This window comes from Sphingomicrobium lutaoense (assembly GCF_014195685.1).
GTDB classification, from domain to species: Bacteria; Pseudomonadota; Alphaproteobacteria; order Sphingomonadales; family Sphingomonadaceae; genus Sphingomicrobium; species Sphingomicrobium lutaoense.
The window spans coordinates 1,407,836-1,428,190 of the sequence record NZ_JACICF010000001.1 but is presented as its reverse complement, the minus strand read 5'-3'; the positions used below and the strand labels follow the sequence as shown (position 1 = coordinate 1,428,190).

General features: G+C 65.1%; 21 protein-coding genes. 15 read left to right on the top strand and 6 right to left on the bottom strand.

From position 1 onward, the window contains the following. Positions 1-49: 49 nt before the first annotated feature. From FHS50_RS07150 to FHS50_RS07135, 4 genes are all read left to right on the top strand, one after another. Positions 50-775 (top strand): tetratricopeptide repeat protein, encoded by a 726-nt coding sequence (locus FHS50_RS07150; protein WP_183933640.1) that lies wholly within the window; start codon positions 50-52, stop codon positions 773-775. After that, positions 772-2,106: an outer membrane protein assembly factor BamB family protein gene (locus FHS50_RS07145; RefSeq protein WP_322597114.1), complete on the top strand. Its 1,335-nt coding sequence runs from the start codon at positions 772-774 to the stop codon at positions 2,104-2,106. The genes FHS50_RS07150 and FHS50_RS07145 overlap by 4 nt, the downstream gene beginning before the upstream one ends. A gap of 48 nt (positions 2,107-2,154) precedes the next feature. After that, the gene (gene der / locus FHS50_RS07140) at positions 2,155-3,519 is read left to right on the top strand and encodes a ribosome biogenesis GTPase Der (RefSeq protein ID WP_183933639.1); all 1,365 of its coding nucleotides are present in this window, start codon (positions 2,155-2,157) and stop codon (positions 3,517-3,519) included. A gap of 124 nt (positions 3,520-3,643) precedes the next feature. After that, entirely contained in the window at positions 3,644-4,075 is a 432-nt protein-coding gene (locus FHS50_RS07135) for an Hpt domain-containing protein (protein WP_183933638.1), read from the top strand. Here the strand turns inward: FHS50_RS07135 and FHS50_RS07130 are convergent. The 5 genes from FHS50_RS07130 to purL form a co-directional block, all read right to left on the bottom strand. Continuing rightward, positions 4,072-5,337: a DUF418 domain-containing protein gene (locus FHS50_RS07130; protein WP_183933637.1), complete on the bottom strand. Its 1,266-nt coding sequence runs from the start codon at positions 5,335-5,337 to the stop codon at positions 4,072-4,074. The two genes, FHS50_RS07135 and FHS50_RS07130, sit on opposite strands and share 4 nt — an antisense overlap. A gap of 66 nt (positions 5,338-5,403) precedes the next feature. Further along, positions 5,404-6,078 (bottom strand): nitroreductase family protein, encoded by a 675-nt coding sequence (locus FHS50_RS07125; protein WP_183933636.1) that lies wholly within the window; start codon positions 6,076-6,078, stop codon positions 5,404-5,406. Positions 6,079-6,119: 41 nt separating this feature from the next. After that, positions 6,120-6,599 (bottom strand): bacterioferritin, encoded by a 480-nt coding sequence (bfr, locus tag FHS50_RS07120; RefSeq protein ID WP_183933635.1) that lies wholly within the window; start codon positions 6,597-6,599, stop codon positions 6,120-6,122. A gap of 118 nt (positions 6,600-6,717) precedes the next feature. Further along, positions 6,718-6,912, bottom strand: a complete 195-nt coding sequence (locus FHS50_RS07115) for a (2Fe-2S)-binding protein (RefSeq protein ID WP_183933634.1) — start codon at positions 6,910-6,912, stop codon at positions 6,718-6,720. Positions 6,913-6,977: 65 nt separating this feature from the next. Then, the gene (purL, locus tag FHS50_RS07110) at positions 6,978-9,185 is read right to left on the bottom strand and encodes a phosphoribosylformylglycinamidine synthase subunit PurL (protein ID WP_183933633.1); all 2,208 of its coding nucleotides are present in this window, start codon (positions 9,183-9,185) and stop codon (positions 6,978-6,980) included. A 122-nt stretch (positions 9,186-9,307) separates the two neighbouring features. Between purL and FHS50_RS07105 the strand changes: the two genes are divergently transcribed. Beyond that, a complete protein-coding gene (locus FHS50_RS07105) occupies positions 9,308-9,769 on the top strand; it encodes a VOC family protein (RefSeq protein ID WP_183933632.1) in 462 nt (153 codons plus the stop codon). A 61-nt stretch (positions 9,770-9,830) separates the two neighbouring features. Here FHS50_RS07105 and FHS50_RS07100 read toward each other — a convergent pair whose 3' ends face one another. Next, positions 9,831-10,205: a hypothetical protein gene (locus FHS50_RS07100; protein WP_183933631.1), complete on the bottom strand. Its 375-nt coding sequence runs from the start codon at positions 10,203-10,205 to the stop codon at positions 9,831-9,833. Between the two features lie 78 nt (positions 10,206-10,283). Here FHS50_RS07100 and FHS50_RS07095 point away from each other — a divergent pair, with 78 nt between their 5' ends. The 10 genes from FHS50_RS07095 (at position 10,284) to FHS50_RS07050 (ending at position 20,340) form a co-directional block, all read left to right on the top strand. After that, positions 10,284-10,595 (top strand): hypothetical protein, encoded by a 312-nt coding sequence (locus FHS50_RS07095; protein WP_183933630.1) that lies wholly within the window; start codon positions 10,284-10,286, stop codon positions 10,593-10,595. Beyond that, positions 10,592-11,296 (top strand): hypothetical protein, encoded by a 705-nt coding sequence (locus tag FHS50_RS07090; protein WP_183933629.1) that lies wholly within the window; start codon positions 10,592-10,594, stop codon positions 11,294-11,296. The genes FHS50_RS07095 and FHS50_RS07090 overlap by 4 nt, the downstream gene beginning before the upstream one ends. A 358-nt stretch (positions 11,297-11,654) precedes the next feature. After that, the gene (locus FHS50_RS10855; protein WP_183933628.1) at positions 11,655-12,080 is read left to right on the top strand and encodes a division/cell wall cluster transcriptional repressor MraZ; all 426 of its coding nucleotides are present in this window, start codon (positions 11,655-11,657) and stop codon (positions 12,078-12,080) included. Further along, positions 12,077-13,012, top strand: coding sequence for a 16S rRNA (cytosine(1402)-N(4))-methyltransferase RsmH (rsmH, locus tag FHS50_RS07080; protein WP_183933627.1), 936 nt, complete (start codon positions 12,077-12,079; stop codon positions 13,010-13,012). The genes FHS50_RS10855 and rsmH overlap by 4 nt, the downstream gene beginning before the upstream one ends. Next, positions 13,009-13,566 carry a hypothetical protein gene (locus FHS50_RS07075; protein WP_183933626.1) on the top strand — a complete coding sequence of 186 codons (558 nt, stop codon included), beginning with the start codon at positions 13,009-13,011 and terminating at the stop codon, positions 13,564-13,566. Before rsmH ends, FHS50_RS07075 begins: the two co-directional genes overlap by 4 nt. Further along, positions 13,563-15,269 (top strand): peptidoglycan D,D-transpeptidase FtsI family protein, encoded by a 1,707-nt coding sequence (locus tag FHS50_RS07070; protein WP_246332989.1) that lies wholly within the window; start codon positions 13,563-13,565, stop codon positions 15,267-15,269. Before FHS50_RS07075 ends, FHS50_RS07070 begins: the two co-directional genes overlap by 4 nt. Continuing rightward, complete coding sequence (locus tag FHS50_RS07065; protein WP_183933937.1) at positions 15,265-16,689, top strand: UDP-N-acetylmuramoyl-L-alanyl-D-glutamate--2,6-diaminopimelate ligase; 1,425 nt, start codon at positions 15,265-15,267, stop codon at positions 16,687-16,689. The genes FHS50_RS07070 and FHS50_RS07065 overlap by 5 nt, the downstream gene beginning before the upstream one ends. Continuing rightward, on the top strand, positions 16,686-18,071 hold the full coding sequence (locus FHS50_RS07060) for a UDP-N-acetylmuramoyl-tripeptide--D-alanyl-D-alanine ligase (RefSeq protein ID WP_183933625.1): 1,386 nt from the start codon (positions 16,686-16,688) through the stop codon (positions 18,069-18,071). The genes FHS50_RS07065 and FHS50_RS07060 overlap by 4 nt, the downstream gene beginning before the upstream one ends. Continuing rightward, on the top strand, positions 18,059-19,129 hold the full coding sequence (gene mraY, locus FHS50_RS07055) for a phospho-N-acetylmuramoyl-pentapeptide-transferase (protein WP_183933624.1): 1,071 nt from the start codon (positions 18,059-18,061) through the stop codon (positions 19,127-19,129). Before FHS50_RS07060 ends, mraY begins: the two co-directional genes overlap by 13 nt. Beyond that, positions 19,126-20,340 carry a Mur ligase family protein gene (locus FHS50_RS07050; RefSeq protein ID WP_183933623.1) on the top strand — a complete coding sequence of 405 codons (1,215 nt, stop codon included), beginning with the start codon at positions 19,126-19,128 and terminating at the stop codon, positions 20,338-20,340. The genes mraY and FHS50_RS07050 overlap by 4 nt, the downstream gene beginning before the upstream one ends. Positions 20,341-20,355 lie beyond the last annotated feature (15 nt).

Sequence of the window (20,355 nt, the reverse complement as noted above, 5' to 3'; positions counted from 1 at the left end):
AAGAAGCGAGTCACAATCACGTCCGCCCCGTCCAGCGAAGAGGTCCCCATTGGCGCTGCCCCCCAATGACGCTCCTGTCAGTTTCGAACGCGAAGTGGATGAGAATCTGCGCCGCGACCAGATGGCCGACTTTGCCAGGAAATATGGCAAGTGGATCGTTTTCGGCCTGATCCTGTTCCTCGGCGCGGTGGCGTTCAGCCTGTGGTGGCAGGACCGCGAGGACAAGATCGCGGGCAAGCATGGCGAGGAAATGGCGCTCATCCTGCGCGACATCGAGAACAACCGCATGGACGATGTGCCGGCGCGGCTCGATGCACTCGCCGCCGAAAGCGAGGGGGCGGCGCGCGCGACCGCTCTCATGACCCGGGCCTCGGTGGCGCTTCGCCAGGGCGACCGCGCCAAGGCAATCGAGAGCTATGCCGCGGTGGCGGGCGACGAAGACCTGCCCGCGCCCTATCGCGAACTGGCGACCCTCCGCCAGACGCTGCTGGAGTATAACGATCTCGACCCCGATACCGTCATCGCCCGCATGCAGCCGCTCGCGCAGCAGGGCGAACCCTTTTACGGCACCGCCGCCGAGCTGACCGCGATCGCCATGGAGCGCGCGGGTCGAACCGCCGAAGCGGCCAAGCTTTTCGAAACCATCGCGCAGGACAGCGCGGTTCCCCAGACCTTGCGCAGCCGCGCCGAGCAGATGGCCAGCAGCCTTGCCGCCGCCGCGGCGGTGAAATCCTCCGCCGAAGCTGCCCCCGCACAGGAAGAAGAATCCGAATGATGAAGAGCCTTCGTACCGCGATCGTCCTGACCCTTGCCGCGACCACCCTTTCGGGCTGCGGCATCTTCAAGAAAGCGCAGCGTGGCACTCCGGTGCTCGGCGAGCGCGTGCCGGTGCTGGGCGCCGAACTGGAAATCGGGATCGATCCGGCGACCGCGGCGATGCCGATGAGCCTGCCGGTGCAGACCGCCAATGCCAGCTGGGAGCAGTCGGGCGGCAATGCCAACAAGTCGATGGGGCATCTCGCGCTCAATACGGGCGACGGGCTCAATTACACTTGGGGCGCTTCGATCGGCGAAGGCAATTCGCGCGAAGCCCGCATGGGCGGATCGCCGATCGTGGTTGGCGGGCGCGTCTATACGATGGACACGCGCGCGGTGGTGCGCGCCTTCGACGCCAAGACCGGCGCGCAGGCCTGGATGCTCAACTTTGGCGGGGGGCAGGGCAATGCCTCCTCGCTTTATGGCGGCGGCCTCGCCTTCGGCAACGGGCGTATCTATGCCACCAACGGCCTTGGCCAGGTGGGGGCGATCGACCCCGTCTCGGGCAGCCTCGTCTGGCAGGTCAAGCCGGTGGGTCCGCTGCGCGGCGCGCCGTCGGTGTCGGGCGACACCGTCTATGTCACCAGCCAGGACAATCAGATCATCGCGCTCAATGCCGCCAATGGCGAAACGCGCTGGAACCAGGCCGCGACGCTGGAAGTCGCGGGCGTGTTCGGGGCATCCTCGCCCGCGGTCGCGCGCGGCACCGTGGTCGCCGGTTTCTCCTCGGGCGAACTCAATGCCTATCGTTATGAGAACGGCCGGCTCGTCTGGTCGGACACGCTGGCGCGGACAAGCATTTCGCGCTCGGTGAGCTCGATTTCGGACGTCGATGCCGATCCGGTGATCGACAATGGGCAGGTGATTGCCATCGGGCAGGGCGGGCGCATGGTCGCGCTCGATCTCCTGTCGGGGCAGCGCATCTGGGAACTCAACATGGCGGGCATCGCCACTCCCTGGGTCGCGGGTGAATGGGTGTTCGTGGTCAATGACGATGCCCAGCTGATGGCGATTTCGCGGGCGACCGGACGGGTGCGCTGGATCAACCAGCTGCCGGCTTTCCGCAACGCGAAGAAGCGGCGCGACCCGATCAATTATGTCGGGCCGGTGCTGGCCGGGGACCGGCTGATCGTGGCCGGATCGAACGGCGCGCTCATCACCATCAATCCCAATGACGGCGCCTTCATCCAGCAGCAGGACGTGGGTGCGTCGGTGACTCTGCAGCCGGTGGTGGCCGACAATATGCTCTACATCGTCACGGGCGAAGGGCGGCTGATCGCCTATCAATAGGCGCTAAATGCTTGACCGGCGCGGCCGGGGCGGGCAGGGCGCGCTGCCATGGCCCTCCCTGTCGTAGCAATCGTCGGTCGACCCAATGTCGGAAAATCCACCCTTTTCAATCGGCTGGTGGGTAAGCGGATCGCGCTGGTCGATGATCGGCCAGGGGTGACGCGCGACCGGCGCGAAGGCACGGGCATCCTCCTGGGCACCGAATTCAAGGTCATCGATACCGCGGGGTTCGAAACCGACGATCCCGAGACGCTGCCGGGGCGGATGCGCGTGCAGACCGAAGCGGCCGTCCGCGAGGCCGATGTCGCGCTGTTCCTTATCGACGGGCGCGCGGGAGTGATGCCGCTCGACGAGGAAGTCGCGGGCTGGCTTCGCGCCATCGACACGCCGGTGATCGTCGCCGCCAACAAGGCGGAGGGATCGGCGGGGGAAACGGGGAGGCTCGAGGCCTTTTCGCTGGGCTTTGGTGAACCCTTTGGCCTGTCGGCCGAGCATGGCGAGGGGATCGTCGACCTGTTCGAGGGACTGCGGCCGTTCATTGGGCGCGAGGATGAGGAAAGCGGCGGGGCCGAGGACGAGGAAGAAGAGGGCGGACCGCTCAAGCTTGCCATCGTCGGGCGGCCCAATGCGGGCAAGTCGACCCTCATCAACAAGATGCTGGGGCAGGAGCGGCTCATCACCGGCCCCGAGGCGGGGATCACCCGCGATGCGATCACGATCGACTGGGAGCATGGCGGACGCAAGGTCCAGCTGGTCGATACCGCGGGGCTGCGCAAGCGCGCCAAGGTGCAGGACAAGCTGGAGAAACTCTCGACCATCGACACCAAGCGGTCGATCGACATGGCCGAGGTGGTGGTGCTTCTGCTCGATGCGACGCGCGGGCTGGAGGCACAGGACCTGCGCATCGCCGACCAGGTTCTCGAAGAGGGCCGCGCGCTCATCATCGCGATCAACAAGTGGGACGTGGCGGACAATGCCTCGAGCCTGTTCAACGGGATCAAGGCGGCGCTGGTCGACGGGTTGAGCCAGGTGAAGGGCGTGCCCGTGCTGACCGTGTCGGCCAAGACCGGCAAGGGCATCGACGTCCTTATCGAGGCGGCCTTCACGTTGCGTGACCAATGGTCGAAGCGGGTGCCGACGGGCGAACTCAACCGCTGGTTCGACGATGCCATCGAGGCGCATCAGCCGCCCGCGCCCAAGGGCCAGCGGATCAAGCTGCGCTACATCACGCAGGTCAAGTCGCGCCCGCCCACCTTCGTCATCTTCGGCAATCGGCTCGACATGCTGCCGGCGAGCTATGTGCGCTATCTCGAAAATTCGATGCGCGACGACCTCGACCTGGGGCCGGTGCCCATCCGGGTGAACCTCCGGATGCAGAAGAACCCTTATCACAAGCGGGCGCGCAAGGCCTGAGCGGCTTGCGTGCGCGGCAATCCGCAGCGGCGAAGCGTCAACCTAAAATTTACCTGCGGGGCGTAGCTGTCGGGCATGATCATTGCCCGGGCGATGTGGGGCCGCGCGGGTAACGGAGAGGGTGATGCAGCAAGGCGTCGAGATTATCGACTGGCGTTATTTCGAGAAGGCGCGGGCCGAGTTGGGGCCGGGCTTCATCCGGATTCTCGGCTATTTCCGGGAAGATGGAGCCACGGCGGTCGCCAATATCAAGGCGGCGATGCACGCGCAGGACCCCGTCAAGCTCATCATTCCCTCGCACACCCTCAAGGGAGAAAGCCGCCAGTTCGGTGCCGAGCCGCTGGCCGATGTCGCCGAGAAGATCGAGATGACCGCCCGCCAGGCCGTCGAGGAAGGACGCTATCCCGACGAATTGGTGCCCGACGTGGTCAAGCTCGAGCAATTGTTCGGACAGACCGTGGCGGCATTTGACGAGCGGATCAGCCCGCTCAAGCGGCGCGACCGGCCGACCTTCGGGCAGAAGGCCGCCAACACTGTTTTCGGTCGCTCGGGCTAGGCGGCCGCGCTCGCCCGGCCCATGGGCTGGAGCGAGAAGCGCGAGAGGCTGCGCCACAGCCATTCGAAGGGGCCGTAGCGGAAGCGGTCGAGCCAGGGTTTGGACCAGAGCAGCATCAGCGCCCACATCCCGATGACGAACAGGTAGAGCCCCGCGCGGCCGACCTCGCCATAAAGGCCGAGGCCGTAGCCGTAGAAGATCGTGGTCATCACGATCGAGGTCATCAGATAATTGGTGAAGGCCATTCGCCCCGCAGCGCCGATGCGGGTGGCGAGCGGGCCTTCAAGCGCGCCCTTGGCGAGCCAGGTGACAAGCGCCGCCCAGCCGATCGCCATCAACACGTCGAAGGGCATCGAAAGGACCAGCGTGCTGTTGAGCACGACGATCGCGTCATAATCGCTTTGCACCTGCCAGACGAGCAGAGCGAGATTGGCGGGCACGCCGATGGCGAAAAGGGTGATCGCCCATTTGCGATAGCGCTCCCTTGGCCACTCGCCGGTGAGGAAGCCCGATTTGAACAGCGCCATGCCGACCAGCATCAGCCCGAGCGTTTCGGGAAGGAGGAAAAGGGCGTTGGTGAAGGGCTTGAAGCGCCATTCGACGAACCGCTTGTCGACGATCTCTTCGTAGCTGCCCCGATGAAGCTCGAGATGTTCGCGGACCTTGGCCTCGGATTCGGGCGTGTTGGCGCCGAAAAACCCCTCGGTCTGCGTCAGCGCCTGGTCCAAGGATTTACGCTGCTCGGCGGTGAGGTCGGGATTGTCGGCCATCCGGAAAGCGAGATTCTGCGAACCGACGAAGAGGAAGCCCAGGGTGAGCATCACGATCGCCCAGATGCGCAGCACTTTCACGCTGCAGTTGCGCCAGAAGAAAAGGAAGAGGCCCGCGATGGCGTAGATGGCGAGGATGTCGCCCCACCAGATGAACCAGAAATGCACCAGCCCGAAGGCAAGGAGCCAGATCATCCGGGCATAGTGGCGCACCGCCGGGCGGTCGCTTTTCGCCATCGCCCGTTCGATGACAAGCAGTGTCGAAGCGCCGAACAGGATCGAGAAGAGCCCGCGCATCTTGCTGTCGACAAGGACGAAGTTGAACGCCCAGACGAGCCAGTCGATGCCGCTGTCGCCCCCATAGGCCGCGGGATTGAAATACATCGCGCCGGGACCGGCGAAGGCGTAGATGTTCATTGCCAGGATGCCCATCACCGCGACCCCGCGAATGATGTCGAGCGTCAGGATGCGCGTGCGCGTGGTCGTCGCCATATTTCCCCCCGGTTCAAGCGTCCGAAGATCCATGCATAGCCGATCGCGCCAATAAGCGCGATGGCCTCAGAACCAGCTGCTGATCTGTTCGAGGGGTTTCTTTTTGGTGGCGTGGACCGGGACGGTCGCGTCTTCGGCAGGATGGCCGGCGACGATGATCATCATCGGCTTTTCATCGCCGGGGCGATTGCAGATCTCGCGCAGGAAGCCCATCGGCGAAGGCGTGTGGGTGAGAGTGGCAAGGCCCGCCTTGTGGAGGCTGGCGAGAAGCAGGCCGCAAGCGATGCCGCAGCTTTCGGTGACATAATAATTCTGCTTCTTCTCGCCGGGTTCGATCCCGCCCTTCCGTTGGCCGAAGACCACGATGTGCCAGGGCGCGATGTCGAGATAGGATTTGTCCTCGTCGGTGCCGATGGGGGCGAGCGCTTCGAGCCATTCCTGCCCCGCCTTGCCCGCGTAGAAGGCCTTTTCCTCGACCTCGGCGGCTTCGCGGATGCGGTGCTTCATGTCGGCGTCCGAAATCACCGCGAAATGCCAGGGCTGGTGGTTGGCGCCGTTGGGGGCGGTGCCTGCGGCGAGGATCGCCTGTTCGATCACTTCGCGCGGAACGGGCTTGTCCGAGAACATCCGGCACGAGCGGCGCGATGCCATGTCGAGATAGAAGGAACGCGCCCGGGCGATGCGCTCGCTGTCGCTGAGGTCGGGCAGGTTGGTGTAGGGGATCGAGGGCACGTCTTGCATGCCCCCGCTTTTACAAGCCGACGCGCCGCCGTCCAGCCCGCTCAGCCGTCGGCGGGCTTGGACTGGAGCTGGATATAGTTTTCGAGGCCCATCTGGCGGATCATGTCGAACTGCGTCTCGATCTCGTCGACATGGTCTTCCTCGGCCGAGAGGATCGAGACGAAAAGGTCGCGGCTGACATAGTCCTGGACATTTTCGCAATGGCGGATCGCGCCCTTGAGCTGTTCGATCGCTTCGCGTTCGACCTCGAGGTCGGCTTTCAGGATTTCCTCGACGCTTTCGCCGATGCGCAGCTGGCCGAGTGCCTGGAAATTGGGAAGCCCGCCGAGATAGAGGATGCGCTTTGCCAGTTCGTCGGCATGCTTCATTTCCTCAATCGATTCCTCGCGCTCATGCTCGGCGAGGCGAGTGACGCCCCAGTCGTCGAGCAAGCGGTAGTGGAGCCAATATTGGTTGACCGCCGTCAGCTCGTTCTTGAGCGTCTCGTTGAGCAGTTCGATTACCTTGCCATCGCCCTTCATGTTCGGACCCCTTTCGCACGCAGCATTAAGCCTTCGCGGCGCTTAATGCAAAGCGAAAAAGTGGCGGAAAATCGGGAAAAAGTTGCGATTGCGACTGATTATCAGCCGCGGAGACGGATCAGGCCGCGGTCTTGTTCGCGGCGACGCCGAGCGCCTTTTCCTCGGCGATGATATGATCGGCATGATCCTCGCAGCCGCCGCACTGGAATTCGCAGCCCATCGAGCGATAGGCGCTCACGGCGCAGGGGTGCCCCTTGCGCGCGGCGTCACGGATGTCCCGTTCGCGAATCACGTTGCAGCTGCAAATAATCATGCGAGCCAATATAGGCTAATGCGAATGAGTTGCAATAATTAAGATGCAGCGCCCCGGAAGGGGTGTCAGAGTTCGCCTTCCATCAGCGTCGGAAAGAAGCCTTCATGCGCGGCGCGCAGCCGGTCGAGCGCGATGCTGTCGTTGCCGTCGAGGGTGATCTGGCCATCGTCGCGGGTGGTACCGAGGGGTTCGAGCGCTATGCCATTTTCCTTGGCGCTCTTGCGCAGGGCGTCGGGATCGGTGGTGGTGACGACATAGCGGGCCTGGTCCTCGCCGAAGAGCATCGCCGCGCGGTTGCGGGCATTGAGCCGTTCGAGATGGAGATCGGCACCCATGCCGCCCGCGAGTGCCATTTCGGCGAGCGCGACGAGCAAGCCGCCATCGGATATGTCGTGGACCGCGCTGACGAGACCCTCGCCGATCGCGGTGCGGACGAATTCGCCATGGCGCCGTTCCAGCTCGAGATCGACGGGCGGCGGAGGGCCTTCCTCGCGGCCATGCACTTCCTTGAGGAACACCGACTGGCCGAGATGGTGCGGGGTTTCGCCGACGAGGAAAATCTGTTCGTCGGCGGCCTTGAAGGCGAGGCTGGCCGATTTTTCCCAATCGTCGAGCAGGCCCACGCCGCCGATCGCGGGAGTGGGGAGGATCGCCATGCTCGAGCCGTCGTCGAGGCGGGTCTCGTTGTAGAGCGAGACGTTGCCCGAGACGATCGGATAGTCGAGCGCGCGGCAGGCTTCGCCCATGCCTTCGAGGCAGCCGACGAACTGGCCCATGATCTCGGGGCGCTGCGGATTGGCGAAGTTGAGGCAATTGGTGACCGCGAGCGGGCGTGCGCCCACTGCCGAGAGATTGCGGTAGGTCTCGGCGATCGCCTGCTTGCCGCCTTCGCGCGGGTCGGCGAAGCAGTAGCGCGGCGTGCAGTCGGTGGTGATGCCAAGCGCCTTGGTGGTTCCATGAACGCGCACCACCGCGGCATCGCCGCCGGGCTTCTGGACGGTGTTCGCGCCGACCTGGCTGTCATATTGCTGCCAGATCCAGCGGCGGCTGGCGAGCGCGGGGGAGCCCATCATCGCTTCGAGATCGGCCATCACGTCCTTGCTGTCGGGCTCGTCCTCGAGCGGAGCGGGGCGCGGGGTCTCGACATAGGGGCGGTCATATTCGGGGGCTTCGTCGGCGAGCGGGCCGAGCGGGATGTCGCACACCGTCTCGCCTTCGAAGGTGAGGACCATGTGGCCGCCCTCGGTGACTTCGCCGATAACCGCGAAGTCGAGTTCCCATTTCTCGAAGATGGCTTTCGCCATCTCTTCCTTGCCGGGCTTCAGCACCATTAGCATGCGCTCCTGGCTTTCCGAGAGCATCATTTCATAGGGCGTCATGCCTTCCTCGCGGCACGGCACCTTGTCCATGTCGAGGCGGATGCCGACCCCGCCATTGGTCGCCATCTCGACCGAGGAGGAAGTGAGGCCCGCCGCGCCCATGTCCTGGATCGCGACGATCGCGTCGGTCGCCATCAGTTCGAGGCAGGCCTCGATCAGGAGCTTTTCGGTGAAGGGGTCGCCGACCTGGACGGTGGGGCGCTTCTCTTCGCTATCCTCGTCGAAATCGGCGCTGGCCATGGTCGCGCCGTGGATGCCGTCGCGGCCGGTCTTCGAGCCGACATAGACGATCGGATTGCCCACGCCCGTGGCCGCCGAATAGAAGATGCGGTCGGCATCGGCGACGCCCACCGTCATCGCGTTGACGAGGATGTTTCCATCATAGGCGCGGTGGAAATTGGTTTCGCCGCCGACGGTGGGGACGCCCACGCAATTGCCATAGCCGCCGATCCCCGCGACCACGCCCGCGATGAGGTGGCGCATCTTGGGATGGTCGGGACGCCCGAAGCGCAGCGCGTTCATGTTGGCGACGGGACGCGCGCCCATGGTGAAGACGTCGCGAAGGATCCCGCCCACGCCGGTCGCCGCGCCCTGGTAGGGTTCGATGTAGGAGGGGTGGTTATGGCTTTCCATCTTGAAGATGGCGGCCTGGCCGTCGCCGATGTCGATCACCCCGGCATTCTCGCCCGGCCCACAGATCACCCAGGGCGCCTCGGTGGGCAGCTTCTTGAGGTGGAGGCGCGAGGATTTGTAGGAGCAATGCTCCGACCACATCACCGAGAAGATGCCCAACTCGACGAGATTGGGTTCGCGGCCGATGGCAGCGACGATCCGGTCATATTCCTCGGGCGAAAGGCCGTGTTCGGCAACGATTTCGGGGGTGATCTCGGTCATGGCGCAGGTCCATAGCGCCGAGGGGGGTGCGGGGCTAGTCGCAACCGTGCGGGGACGGCGAAATTTGCAGGGACTCGGAGGCGAGGCGCATAAGGCGGATTGCCTTGAGAGGGAGAAGCACCATGGCACAGCCCGTTCCCGAAGGTTTTCATAGCGTAACGCCCTATCTGACCGTCGACGATGCCGCGGCGGCGATCGATTTCTACAAAAGGGCTTTCGGCGCCGAGGAAGTGATGCGTCTCGAAATGGGGGATGGCATCGGCCATGCCGAAGTGAAGATCGGCGACAGCCATCTCATGCTGTCGGACGAATGGCCCGACCATGGCAAGCTGGGCCCCAAGTCGCGCGGCGGCACGAGCACCTCGATGATGCTCTATGTCGAGGATTGCGACCGGGCCTTCCGGCAGGCGGTCGATGCCGGAGCCACCGAAGTGCGTCCGGTCGAAGATCAATTCTATGGCGACCGGTCGGGCACCCTGACCGATCCGTTCGGGCATGAATGGACGATCGGCACGCACAAGGAGGATTTGTCCACCGAGACGATCCAGCGGCGTATGCACGAGATGATGGCCGCGCAGGCATGAAAAAAGCCCCGGCCGCAATGGCCGGGGCTCTCATGAATTTCGGATCGGACGAGCGAACGCCTCAGCGTTTGCAGGTCTGGCCGTTGTAGGTGATGCTGGCATCCGAGGGGGCACCCTTGACGGTGACGCCTTCGCCCGTGAACGTGCCGGCTTCCTCGCCTTCGACGGCGGTCACGCCCGCTTCGCCTTCGGGGGTGACGCGGACGCTGTTTTCTTCGCCCGTCTGGATGAAGTCGACCTGGACGAGACTGTTGTCGGCGCAGCGATAGTCTTCGCTGCCGACCATCACCGGAATGGGGCCGATCGGCTCGGCATTGGCGAGCTGGTTGGCCATCGGATCGGCGGGGCCGCCCACGACATCGGGTTCGTCATTCTGGCCACAAGCGCCGAGAATGGCGGTCGCAGCGATGCAGAAGCTGAGGACATTCTTTTTCATGCGCGCCCCTTTCGCGGGTGCAGCATCCTTCGTCAACCCCGATTGCAAAGCGGATCGACGAGCGGATAGGATAAGGCGATGGCATTAGCTTCCGATCATAGTCAGCGGATCCGCATCGGCCTTACCGGGCTGGGCGTGGTCTTTCTCATGGTGGTGCTGGGCAGCGCCATCGGCGGCGGAACCGAGGAAGAGGTGCCGGTCGCCAACGAGGTGGTCGCGCCGTCGCCGCGCGAGCCGCTGGCCGAGATCGGGGCAGCGCCCGGGTCGGCCGCCGAAGTCGACGCCGATGCCGCCGAGGCGCAGGCCGAGGCCAAGGCAGGCGCCAAGGCCGAGGACATGGTTGCCGAGGAATTGAAGGACGAGCTGGCCGGAGAAAGCCGCCCGCAATGATGCGCCGCGCGATGACCCTGCTGGCCGCGCTCGCGCTCGGGGCCTGCGCTTCGGAAGGCAATGGCGAATCGCCGCCTCCCGCCGAAGCCGGGCAGCCGCCGCTGGCGATGTTGACCAGCCTGCCGCTGATGTTCGGGGAAGAATTCTCGATCGAGGGCGCGGGGTCGCCCGCGCTGAGCGCGCTGCAAAGCGAATGGCAGGTGCAGGCGGTGGCAACCACCGATGCGCGCGAACTGGCGCCGCATGACCTTTTGCTGATGGCGCATGCGCCGGTGCAGACCGCCGAGGGTCTGGTCGATCTCGACGCCTGGGTGCGCGGCGGGGGGCGGCTGTTGCTGCTCGCCGATCCGCGGCTCGACTGGCCGAGCGACCTGCCGATGGGCGACCGGCGCCGTCCGATTCCCTTTTTCGCGGACACCGGGCTGCTCGGTCATTGGGGGCTGGTGCTGCACGGGCCGATCGCCGACGGGCCGGTGAGCGTCGATGTCGAAGGGCGCGACGTGATGACCAGCAGTCCGGGCCGTTTCGCCGCGACCGGCGAGGCATGCGCGCTGCGCGCCAATGGTTTCATCGCCACCTGCGCGCTCGGCAAGGGGCAGGTGACGCTGATCGCCGATGCCGATTTCCTGCGCGCCGAGCGCCAGGGCGATGCGGGGCTGGCCTTTCTGCTTTCCGAGCTGGCGCAGCTTTCGGCCCGATGAGCCGAGTCGGCGGCAAACCGCACTTTCCAACAGATTTATCCACAGGCTTTTCCCGATCGGGGAGGGGTCCGCCCATGTCATGACGTGCCGTAAAAAGTCGCGGAAATCCGCGAAGTGGCATGAGAATCCATGAAATGGCATAAAATCCCATTGTATCCCGCAGCGAGATGCGTTACCCACAAAGGGTTAGCGCGGGGCTACCCATTGCATGGTGCGATGATCCGGTGACCGGGCGGCGATGCCGCTCGCCTGGACACGGGAGAGGTTTGCCTCCGCTCGGGGAAGCAGCAGGGTGGCACTCGAACATCTTTTCCAGGGAAGCGCGCTCAACGCGGTAGACGCCAAAGGGCGTGTCTCCGTGCCCGCATTCCTGCGATCGGTGATCGAACGGCGCGGCGACGCGCGCACCATCGTGCTGGCGAAACATGACCTTTTCGATGCGCTGTCGGCCTATGATCCCGCTTATGCCGCACTGAAGCATGAAAAGCTCGAACGGCGGGCCGAGAAGCTCGAGACTTCGGACGGCTCCGACCTCGAATATATGCGCACCTCGATGATGGCCTTCGGTGCCACCGAGGAAGTTCCCTATGACAAATCCGGACGGATCGTCCTGCCCCCGATGATGCGCCGCAAGGGCCTTATCGAGGACCTCGCGCTGTTCATCGGCGTCGGCGAGACCTTCCAGATCTGGAACCCCCGAATTTTCCTCGGCGACGACCGCATCCCCGAGGACATGAAGGACATCGCCCGTTTCCGCATGGAAGAACGGGGGATCAGCGAATGAGCGCCCGGCCACCACATATCCCTGTGCTTCTCGACGAGGTGGTCGCGGCGCTCACCCCTACTCCCGACGACGTGATCGTCGACGGCACCTTCGGGGCCGGCGGCTACACGCGGGCCATTCTTGCCGCGGGGGCGGGGCGGGTGATCGGTCTCGACCGCGATCCGGATGCGATCGCGGCCGGGCCGGCACGCGTCCCATCGGATCGCCTCACGCTCATCGAAACCGAATTCTCGCGCATGGACGAAGCGGTCGGCGACAAGGTCGACGGCGTGGTGCTCGACATCGGCATCTCCTCGATGCAGATCGACCAGCCCGAACGCGGCTTTTCCTTCCAGGCCGACGGGCCGCTCGACATGCGGATGAGCCAGGCCGGCCAGACCGCCGCCGAATTTCTCAACCATGCCGACGAGGCCGAGATCGCGCGGGTCATCAAGACCTATGGCGAAGAGCCGCGCGCGCGCCGCGTCGCCGCCGCGATCGTCAAGGCGCGCCCCTTGAGCCGCACCGGCGAACTCGCCGACGTGGTTCGCGGCGCGCTGGGCCATCATGCGGGGATGAAGGTCGATCCGGCGACCCGCACCTTCCAGGCCATTCGCATCTATCTCAATGCCGAGCTCGAGGAGCTGGAGGCGGGGCTGCGCGCCGCCGAACGCATGCTCAAGCCCGGCGGCCGGCTCGCGGTCGTGACCTTTCACAGTCTCGAGGACCGGATCGTCAAACGGTTCCTGCGCGATCGTAGCGGGAACCGGCCCCAGGGGTCGCGTCACCGTCCCGTCGCGGCCCCTGGCCCTGAACCCACATTCACCAACATCGCCAAGCCCGTCGGCCCTTCGGACGACGAATTGGCCCGGAACCCGCGCGCGCGCTCGGCACGGCTGCGGTCGGCAGTCCGCACCGACGCGCCCGCGTGGGACGAGAGGGAGGCAGCATGAGAGGCTTCGGTCCCATCCTCTGGGCGTGCGGCGTCGCTTTCGCAGCCCTGTCCTGTTATCTGGTATCGCTTCAGGTGGCGTCCGAACGGGCGCAGCTCGAAGATGTCGAGCGCGAGATCCTCGCGGTTACCCGCGAGATCCGCGAACTGGAAACCGAGATCGGCACGCGCGGGCGGCTCGCCCAGCTCGAGCAGTGGAACGTCCGCTTTCTCCAGCTTTCGGCGCCTCGCGCCGGACAGTTTCTCGATGGCAGTTTCCAGCTGGCAACGCTGACGCGGCCCGAAGAGAAGCCCGTGGTCGAGGCGCCGGTCATCCTGGCCGCCGCGCCCGCCGAGGAAAGCGTTTCGCGTGAAGATCTGCTGGTGCAGGCATCGCTGCCCGCGCCGGTCGAGCCCAAGCGGGCCAAGAAAATCGCCCCGGCTCCGGTGCAGGTGAGCGCGGCCGATCCGCTTGCCCCCTTGCCAGCGCGCGAACAAGCGTCCAACGCTGGCCGCGAGGATGAGCGCAGCCCGATGGCATTCATCTCCACCAAGGAATCAAGCCCGGCACGATGAACGCACCCATGCCCAACCTCGTCGCCAAGCCCGAGCGGCTGCGGCTGGTCGGGCAGAAGCGCAAGCTCCTGGCCATGATGCACCAGCGCCTGATGCTGGTGCTGATCCTTTTTGCCGGGGCGATCCTCCTCGTCGCGGGGCGGATCGGCTGGCTTGCCGCATTCGGTGACAGTTCCTCCGAGCGCGCGGGCGTGGGCGCCTTCGTCCCGGCACGAGGCGACATCATCGACCGCGAAGGCGAAGCGCTGGCCCGCACCATCGATGCCTGGTCGATCGCGGTGCAGCCGCCCAAGGTCATCGGCAACAAGCTGGACCTTGCGCGCAAGCTCGCCGAGATCATGCCCGACCGCGACGAGGGACAATATTACGAACTGCTCTCCTCGGACCGCAATTTCATCTATCTTTCGCGCCGTGCCAGCCCGCGGCTCGTCGAGCGGGTCAACGCGCTGGGCGAGCCCGGCATCCAGCTAATGCGCGAGCCTGACCGGCTCTATCCCCAGACCGCGCTGGCGGCCCATGTGATCGGCTATACCGATGTCGACGGCAATGGCGTCGCGGGGGCCGAGCGCGCCTTCGACGAATGGCTCACCGATCCCTCGCGCCGCGCCGAGCCGGTGCAGCTGTCGATCTCGAGCCGTATCCAGCAGGCGTTGAAGGCCGAACTGGCGCACGCCATGGAGAAATATTCGGCGATCGGGGCGGCGGGCGTCATCATGGACATCCACACCGGCGAAATCCTCGCGATGACGAGCCTGCCGCAGCTCAATCCCAATGTCGCGGGCGAAGGCTCGGCCGATGCGCGGTTCAACCGCGCGAGCCTTGGCGTCTATGAACTCGGATCGACCTTCAAGCCCTTCACCGTCGCGATGGCGATGGACGAGGGGATCGTGAAGAGCTTTTCGCAAATGTATCCCTGCCCCAAGAAGCTAACCATCGGGAAGCGCACGATCGGCGATACCCATCCCTTCGGGCGCGCCTGCTCGGTGGCCGAGATCATGCAGGAAAGCTCCAACGTCGGGACCGCGCAGATCGCGCTCCAGCTGGGTGCCAAGCGGCAGGAAGAATATCTGCGCAAGATGGGCTTTCTCGACCGGCTGGGCCATGAGCTGCCCGAGCGCGGGCGCACGCTTTATCCGCGCGACTGGAGCGAGATCGCCACCGCGACGGTGGGCTATGGCCATGGAATTGCGGTGACGCCGCTCCATCTGGCGACCGGCTATGCGACGCTTCTGAATGGCGGGCTCTATCGCAAGCCGACCATCCTCAAGGTCGGGCCCGGCCATCCCGCCGCCAAGGGCGAGCGGGTTTTTTCCGAGGACACCAGCTACAAGATGCGCGCGCTTTTGCGGATGGTGGTCACCCATGGCACGGGGCGCAAAGCCGAGGCCAAGGGCTATCGCGTCGGGGGCAAGACCGGGACTGCGGAGAAACTGGTGAACGGCCGCTATTCGCGCCAGCTGGTCGTTAACAGCTTCGCGGGCGTTTTCCCCATGGACGAACCCCGCTATGTGGCGGTCGTGATGCTTGACGAACCCAAGGGAACCAAGGAAACATTCGGTTTCCGCACGGCCGGGTGGAACGTCGCGCCGGTCGTTTCCGGAACGATCAGCCGCATCGCACCGATGCTGGGGGTTCGTCCCGACGAATCCCGCGAACCCGAACTGGATAGCGTTCTGCCCTATTTGTACGAAAACAAGGATTAGGCTTTTGAAATTGTGCGACCTGGTACGCCGGGGAAGCGACCAGAAAGTCACCGGCTTCGCGATCGACCATCGCAAGGTCGTGCCGGGCAATGTCTTCGGGGCCTTCCAGGGCGCCAAGTTCAACGGCGAGGATTTCATCGAAGAAGCGGTGGAGCGCGGAGCGATCGCGGTGGTGACGCGCCCCGGGGTCGAGACCGGCCGCGCTTTCCGCATCGAGAGCGACAATGTGCGCGCGACCTTCGCCGAACTCGCCGGGCGTTATTATGCGCCTTACCCCGACGAGATCGTCGCGGTGACCGGGACCAACGGCAAGACTTCCACGGTCGAGATGACGCGCCAGATCTGGCGGATGACGGGCAAGCGTTCGGCCTCGATCGGGACGTTGGGCGTGACCACTGGCGATGACCAGGTGAAGACCGGCCTGACCACCCCCGACATCGTCACCTTCCTGTCGAACATGGCGGGGATGCGGCGGATGGGGATCAGCCATGTCGCCTATGAGGCGTCGAGCCACGGGCTTGACCAGCACCGCTCCGAAGGGCTGCCAGTGAAGGTCGGCGCCTTCACCAATTTCTCGCGCGACCATCTCGATTATCACAAGGACATGGACGCCTATTTCGCGGCGAAGATGCGCTTGTTCACCGATGTGGTGGTCGATGGCGGGGCCGCGGTGGTGTGGACCGATGATCCGCGCTCGGACGAAGTGATCGCGCACGTCAAGGAACGCGGGTTGCGGCTGCTCACGGTCGGTGAGCGGGGGGATACGATCCGGCTGGGCGAGCGCCGCTCGACTCCGCTGGGGCAGGCGCTCAACATCGTGCATGACGGTGAACAGCGGTTGTTGAAGCTGCCGCTGATCGGGGCCTACCAGGCTGCCAACGTGCTCGTCGCGGCGGGGCTGGCGCTGGCGACCGGAGGCGACTGGGAGAAGATCTTCGGGGCGATGACGAGATTGTCGCCGGTGCGCGGTCGGTTGGAACGGGCGGTGATCAGCCGCAAGGGCGCGCCCGTCTATGTCGATTATGCCCATACGCCCGACGCGCTCGAGGCGGCGATCGCCGCGCTTCGCCCCCATGTCGAAGGGCGGCTCATCACCCTGTTCGGAGCGGGCGGGGACCGCGACACGGGCAAGCGGGTGCCGATGGGCGAAGTTGCCGCGGCAGGGAGCGATCTCGTGATCGTCACCGATGACAATCCGCGCAGCGAGGATCCCGATGCGATCCGCGCCGAGATCATGAAGGGCGCGCCCGATGCGCTCAACATCGCCGGGCGGCGCGATGCCATTGCGGCCGCGATCAAGGAAGCGCGCGCGGGCGATATCGTCCTGCTCGCGGGCAAGGGGCATGAACAGGGGCAGATCGTCGGCGACAAAGTCTTGCCGTTCGACGATGTCGAAGTGGCGCGGGAGTGTGCGGTATGAGCGTTCTGTGGACCGCCGAGGAAATCGCCGCCGCGACCGGCGGGGAAATTCATGGGAACTTCGCCGTCGGGGGCGTGACCTTCGATAGCCGCGAAGTCGAGCCCGGCGACCTGTTCGTCGCCATGCCCGGCACGCGTCATGACGGCCACCAGTTCGTTCCCATGGCTTTCCAGAAAGGCGCGCATGGCGCCTTGGTGAGCGAGGAAGTGAAGGGGCCGCATATCCTCGTTCCGGATGTCGCGGCGGCGCTTGACGCGCTGGCGCGCGCGGCGCGCGAGCGGCTTTCCGAGGATGCGGTGGTCATTGGCGTCACGGGGTCGGTCGGCAAAACCTCGACCAAGGAAGCGCTCTATGCGGCGCTCGAACGCAGCGCGCGGGGACGAGCGCACCGTTCGGTCAAGAGCTATAACAACCATACGGGCGTGCCGCTGAGCGTGGCCCGCACGCCGCGCGACGTGCGCTTCGCGGTCTTTGAAATGGGAATGAACCATGCGGGCGAAATTGCCGAACTGGTCAAGCTGGTGCGGCCGCATATCGCGCTGGTCACTGCCATCGCGCCCGCGCATATCGAGAATCTCGGCACCATCGAGGCGATCGCCGACGCCAAGGCCGAAATCTTCACCGGGCTGGAGGAAGGCGGGACCGCGATCCTGCCCGAGGATTCGCCGCACCGCGACCGGCTGATCCGCGCGGCGCGGGGCAAGACCCGGCATATCCTCACTTTCGGCAGCAAGGATGCCGATGCGGCACTTCTCCATGCGGTGCCCGCGCGGAGCGGCGGGAGCCTGGTGACGGCCCGGCTGCGCGGGCGCGAAGTCACTTACACCATCGCGCAGAAAGGCGACCATTGGATCGCCAATTCGCTGGCGGTGCTGGCCGCGGTCGAGGCGGCGGGCGGCGATGTCGCGCAGGCCGGGCTGGCGCTGGCCGACATGGCCGGGCTCAAAGGACGCGGCGAGCGCCATGTCATTCCGGTCGATGACGGCCAGGCGCTGCTGATCGATGAAAGCTATAATGCCAATTCGGCGTCGATGAAGGCGACGCTGGCAAGCCTCGGGCGCGAGGAGGGGCGCAAGATCGCGGTTCTCGGTGCGATGAAGGAATTGGGCGAGCAGAGCGCGCAGCTCCATGCCGATCTTGCCGCGCCGATCCTCGATGCGGGGATCGAACAGCTCATCCTGGTCGGCGAGGAAATGGCGCCGCTCGAGGCAGCCCTGGAAGGCAAGGTCCCCCTGGCGCGGGTCGACGATGCCGGCGAAGCGACCGACGCCGCAAAGGCGATTTTGCGGCCCGGGGACGCGATCCTCGTCAAGGCGAGCAACTCGGTAGGACTTGCGAAACTGGTCGAAGCACTGGCAGGGGGGCGTCCATGCTCTACCTGATCGCCGAACAGCTGGGCTTTCCCGGCGTCCTGAACCTCATCCGCTACATCACATTCCGTGCGGGGGCGGCGACGGCGACCGCGCTGATCATCGGGCTGATCCTCGGGCCGCCGCTCATCAACTGGCTGCGGAAAAAGCAGGGCAAGGGCCAGCCGATCCGCGCCGACGGACCGCAGACCCATCTTGCCAAGCGTGGCACCCCCACCATGGGTGGCCTGCTCATCCTCATTTCGGTGATGATTTCGGTCCTTCTTTGGATGGACCTGTCCAATCCTTTCGTCTGGGCCTGCATCATGGTCACCGTGGGCTTTGGCGCGATCGGTTTTCTCGACGATTATGCGAAGGTGAAGAAAGCCCATCATGGCGGCATCTCGGGCAAGATGCGGCTGCTTCTGGAATTTGCCATCGCGGGCTTTGCGACATGGGCAATGGTGCGCGTGTCGGGCACCGAGCTCTACCTGCCTTTCGTGCAGGGCGCGCTGTTCGATATCGGCTGGCTTTACATTCCCTTCGGCGCCTTCGTGATCGTTGCCTTCGGTAATGCGGTCAACCTGACCGACGGGCTCGACGGGCTGGCGACCATGCCGGTGATCATCGCGGCGGTTGCCTTTACCCTCATCGCCTATCTCGTCGGCAACGCCATCTTCGCCGAATATCTGGGCATTCCCAACGTGCTGGGCGTAGGCGATCTTACCGTGCTCCTGCTTGCCATCGTGGGAGCGGGGCTGGCCTTTCTCTGGTTCAATGCGCCGCCGGCGGCGGTGTTCATGGGCGATACCGGTAGCCTTGCACTGGGCGGCGCGCTGGGCGCGGTCGCGGTGGCGACCCATCATGAATTCGTGCTGGCGATCATCGGCGGGCTGTTCGTGCTCGAGGCGGTGAGCGTGATCGTGCAGGTCTTCTTCTACAAGCGGACGGGCAAGCGGATCTTTCGCATGGCGCCGATCCACCATCATTTCGAACAGCTTGGCTGGTCCGAGCCGACCGTGGTGATCCGTTTCTGGATCATCAGCTTCGTTCTCGCGCTGGCGGGCCTTAGCACCCTGAAACTGCGGTGATCCTGAGCGAGGCCTGGCAGGGCAAATCCTACGCTGTCTACGGGCTGGCCCGTTCGGGGCTGGCGAGCGTCGAGGCGCTGGTGCGCTCGGGCGCCAAGGTTGCCTGCTGGGACGCCAGGGAAGAAGCGCGTGCCAAGGCCTCGCCATGGGCTAGCCGAGTCGATTTCGAGACCGAGGGGCTGGATGGTTATGACGCGCTGATCGTGTCGCCCGGCGTGCCGATCAACCGGCACTGGATCGCCGACATGGCAAGGAAGGCCGATGTGTCGGTCATCGGCGACATCGAACTGTTCGCGCAGGCGAGGGCCGGGCTTCCCGATCATGCAGTGGTGGGGATCACCGGAACCAACGGCAAGTCGACGACGACTGCGCTGATCCATCATATCCTCAAGGAAGCGGGGGTGCCGACGAGCATGGGGGGCAATATCGGGCTGCCCATTCTCGAGCAGGAGCCGCTGCCCTTCGGTGGGGTCTATGTGCTCGAGCTGTCGAGCTTCCAGATCGATTTGACCCGCAGCCTCGATTGCGAGGTCGCGGTGCTTTTGAACGTCACGCCCGATCATCTCGACCGCTATGCCGATTTCGATGCCTACAAGGCCTCGAAGGAGCGGCTGTTCGCCATGCAGTCCGAGGAGGGGGTGGCGATCGTCGAGCCCGACGGGTCGGGTCTCGACACGGGCAAATGGCCGAGCCTCCAGGGCCCGCACAATGCCCAGAATGCCGCTGCCGCGGTGATGGCCTGTGCGGCGCTCGGTCTCGAACAGGCGGAAATCGAGGCGGGGCTCGCCAGCTATGGAGGGTTGCCGCACCGGATGGAGCGGGTGGCCGAGAAGGATGGCGTGCTGTTCGTCAACGATTCGAAGGCGACCAACCCGACCGCGACCGCGCCCGCGCTGGCGGCCTATCCGCATATTCGCTGGATCGCGGGAGGGCAGGCCAAGACCGACAATCTCGACGATCTCGAGCCGCATTTTTCCAATGTCGCGCGGGCCTATCTGATTGGCGAAGCCGCCGACCTGTTCGGCCGGTTGCTCGACGGCAGGGTCGATGCGGTGCAATGCGGGACGATCGACGAAGCGGTGAAACAGGCGGCTGCGGATGCGGAGGCAGGGGACACGGTGCTGCTGTCGCCGGCCTGCGCCAGTTTCGACCAGTTCGACCATTATGAAGCGCGCGGCGATGCCTTCCGGAAGGCGGTGGAGGCCCTGTGAAGAGTTTTGCCGACA

What these genes read in the sequence shown, in the direction of transcription:
- FHS50_RS07145 (WP_322597114.1), top strand. Translation starts at nt 772, where the DNA reads ATGATGAAGAGCCTTCGTACCGCGATCGTCCTGACCCTTGCCGCGACC.
- der (WP_183933639.1), top strand. Translation starts at nt 2,155, where the DNA reads ATGGCCCTCCCTGTCGTAGCAATCGTCGGTCGACCCAATGTCGGAAAA.
- FHS50_RS07135 (WP_183933638.1), top strand. Translation starts at nt 3,644, where the DNA reads ATGCAGCAAGGCGTCGAGATTATCGACTGGCGTTATTTCGAGAAGGCG.
- FHS50_RS07130 (WP_183933637.1), bottom strand. Translation starts at nt 5,337, where the DNA reads ATGGCGACGACCACGCGCACGCGCATCCTGACGCTCGACATCATTCGC.
- FHS50_RS07125 (WP_183933636.1), bottom strand. Translation starts at nt 6,078, where the DNA reads ATGCAAGACGTGCCCTCGATCCCCTACACCAACCTGCCCGACCTCAGC.
- bfr (WP_183933635.1), bottom strand. Translation starts at nt 6,599, where the DNA reads ATGAAGGGCGATGGCAAGGTAATCGAACTGCTCAACGAGACGCTCAAG.
- FHS50_RS07115 (WP_183933634.1), bottom strand. Translation starts at nt 6,912, where the DNA reads ATGATTATTTGCAGCTGCAACGTGATTCGCGAACGGGACATCCGTGAC.
- purL (WP_183933633.1), bottom strand. Translation starts at nt 9,185, where the DNA reads ATGACCGAGATCACCCCCGAAATCGTTGCCGAACACGGCCTTTCGCCC.
- FHS50_RS07105 (WP_183933632.1), top strand. Translation starts at nt 9,308, where the DNA reads ATGGCACAGCCCGTTCCCGAAGGTTTTCATAGCGTAACGCCCTATCTG.
- FHS50_RS07100 (WP_183933631.1), bottom strand. Translation starts at nt 10,205, where the DNA reads ATGAAAAAGAATGTCCTCAGCTTCTGCATCGCTGCGACCGCCATTCTC.
- FHS50_RS07095 (WP_183933630.1), top strand. Translation starts at nt 10,284, where the DNA reads ATGGCATTAGCTTCCGATCATAGTCAGCGGATCCGCATCGGCCTTACC.
- FHS50_RS07090 (WP_183933629.1), top strand. Translation starts at nt 10,592, where the DNA reads ATGATGCGCCGCGCGATGACCCTGCTGGCCGCGCTCGCGCTCGGGGCC.
- rsmH (WP_183933627.1), top strand. Translation starts at nt 12,077, where the DNA reads ATGAGCGCCCGGCCACCACATATCCCTGTGCTTCTCGACGAGGTGGTC.
- FHS50_RS07075 (WP_183933626.1), top strand. Translation starts at nt 13,009, where the DNA reads ATGAGAGGCTTCGGTCCCATCCTCTGGGCGTGCGGCGTCGCTTTCGCA.
- FHS50_RS07070 (WP_246332989.1), top strand. Translation starts at nt 13,563, where the DNA reads ATGAACGCACCCATGCCCAACCTCGTCGCCAAGCCCGAGCGGCTGCGG.
- FHS50_RS07060 (WP_183933625.1), top strand. Translation starts at nt 16,686, where the DNA reads ATGAGCGTTCTGTGGACCGCCGAGGAAATCGCCGCCGCGACCGGCGGG.
- mraY (WP_183933624.1), top strand. Translation starts at nt 18,059, where the DNA reads ATGCTCTACCTGATCGCCGAACAGCTGGGCTTTCCCGGCGTCCTGAAC.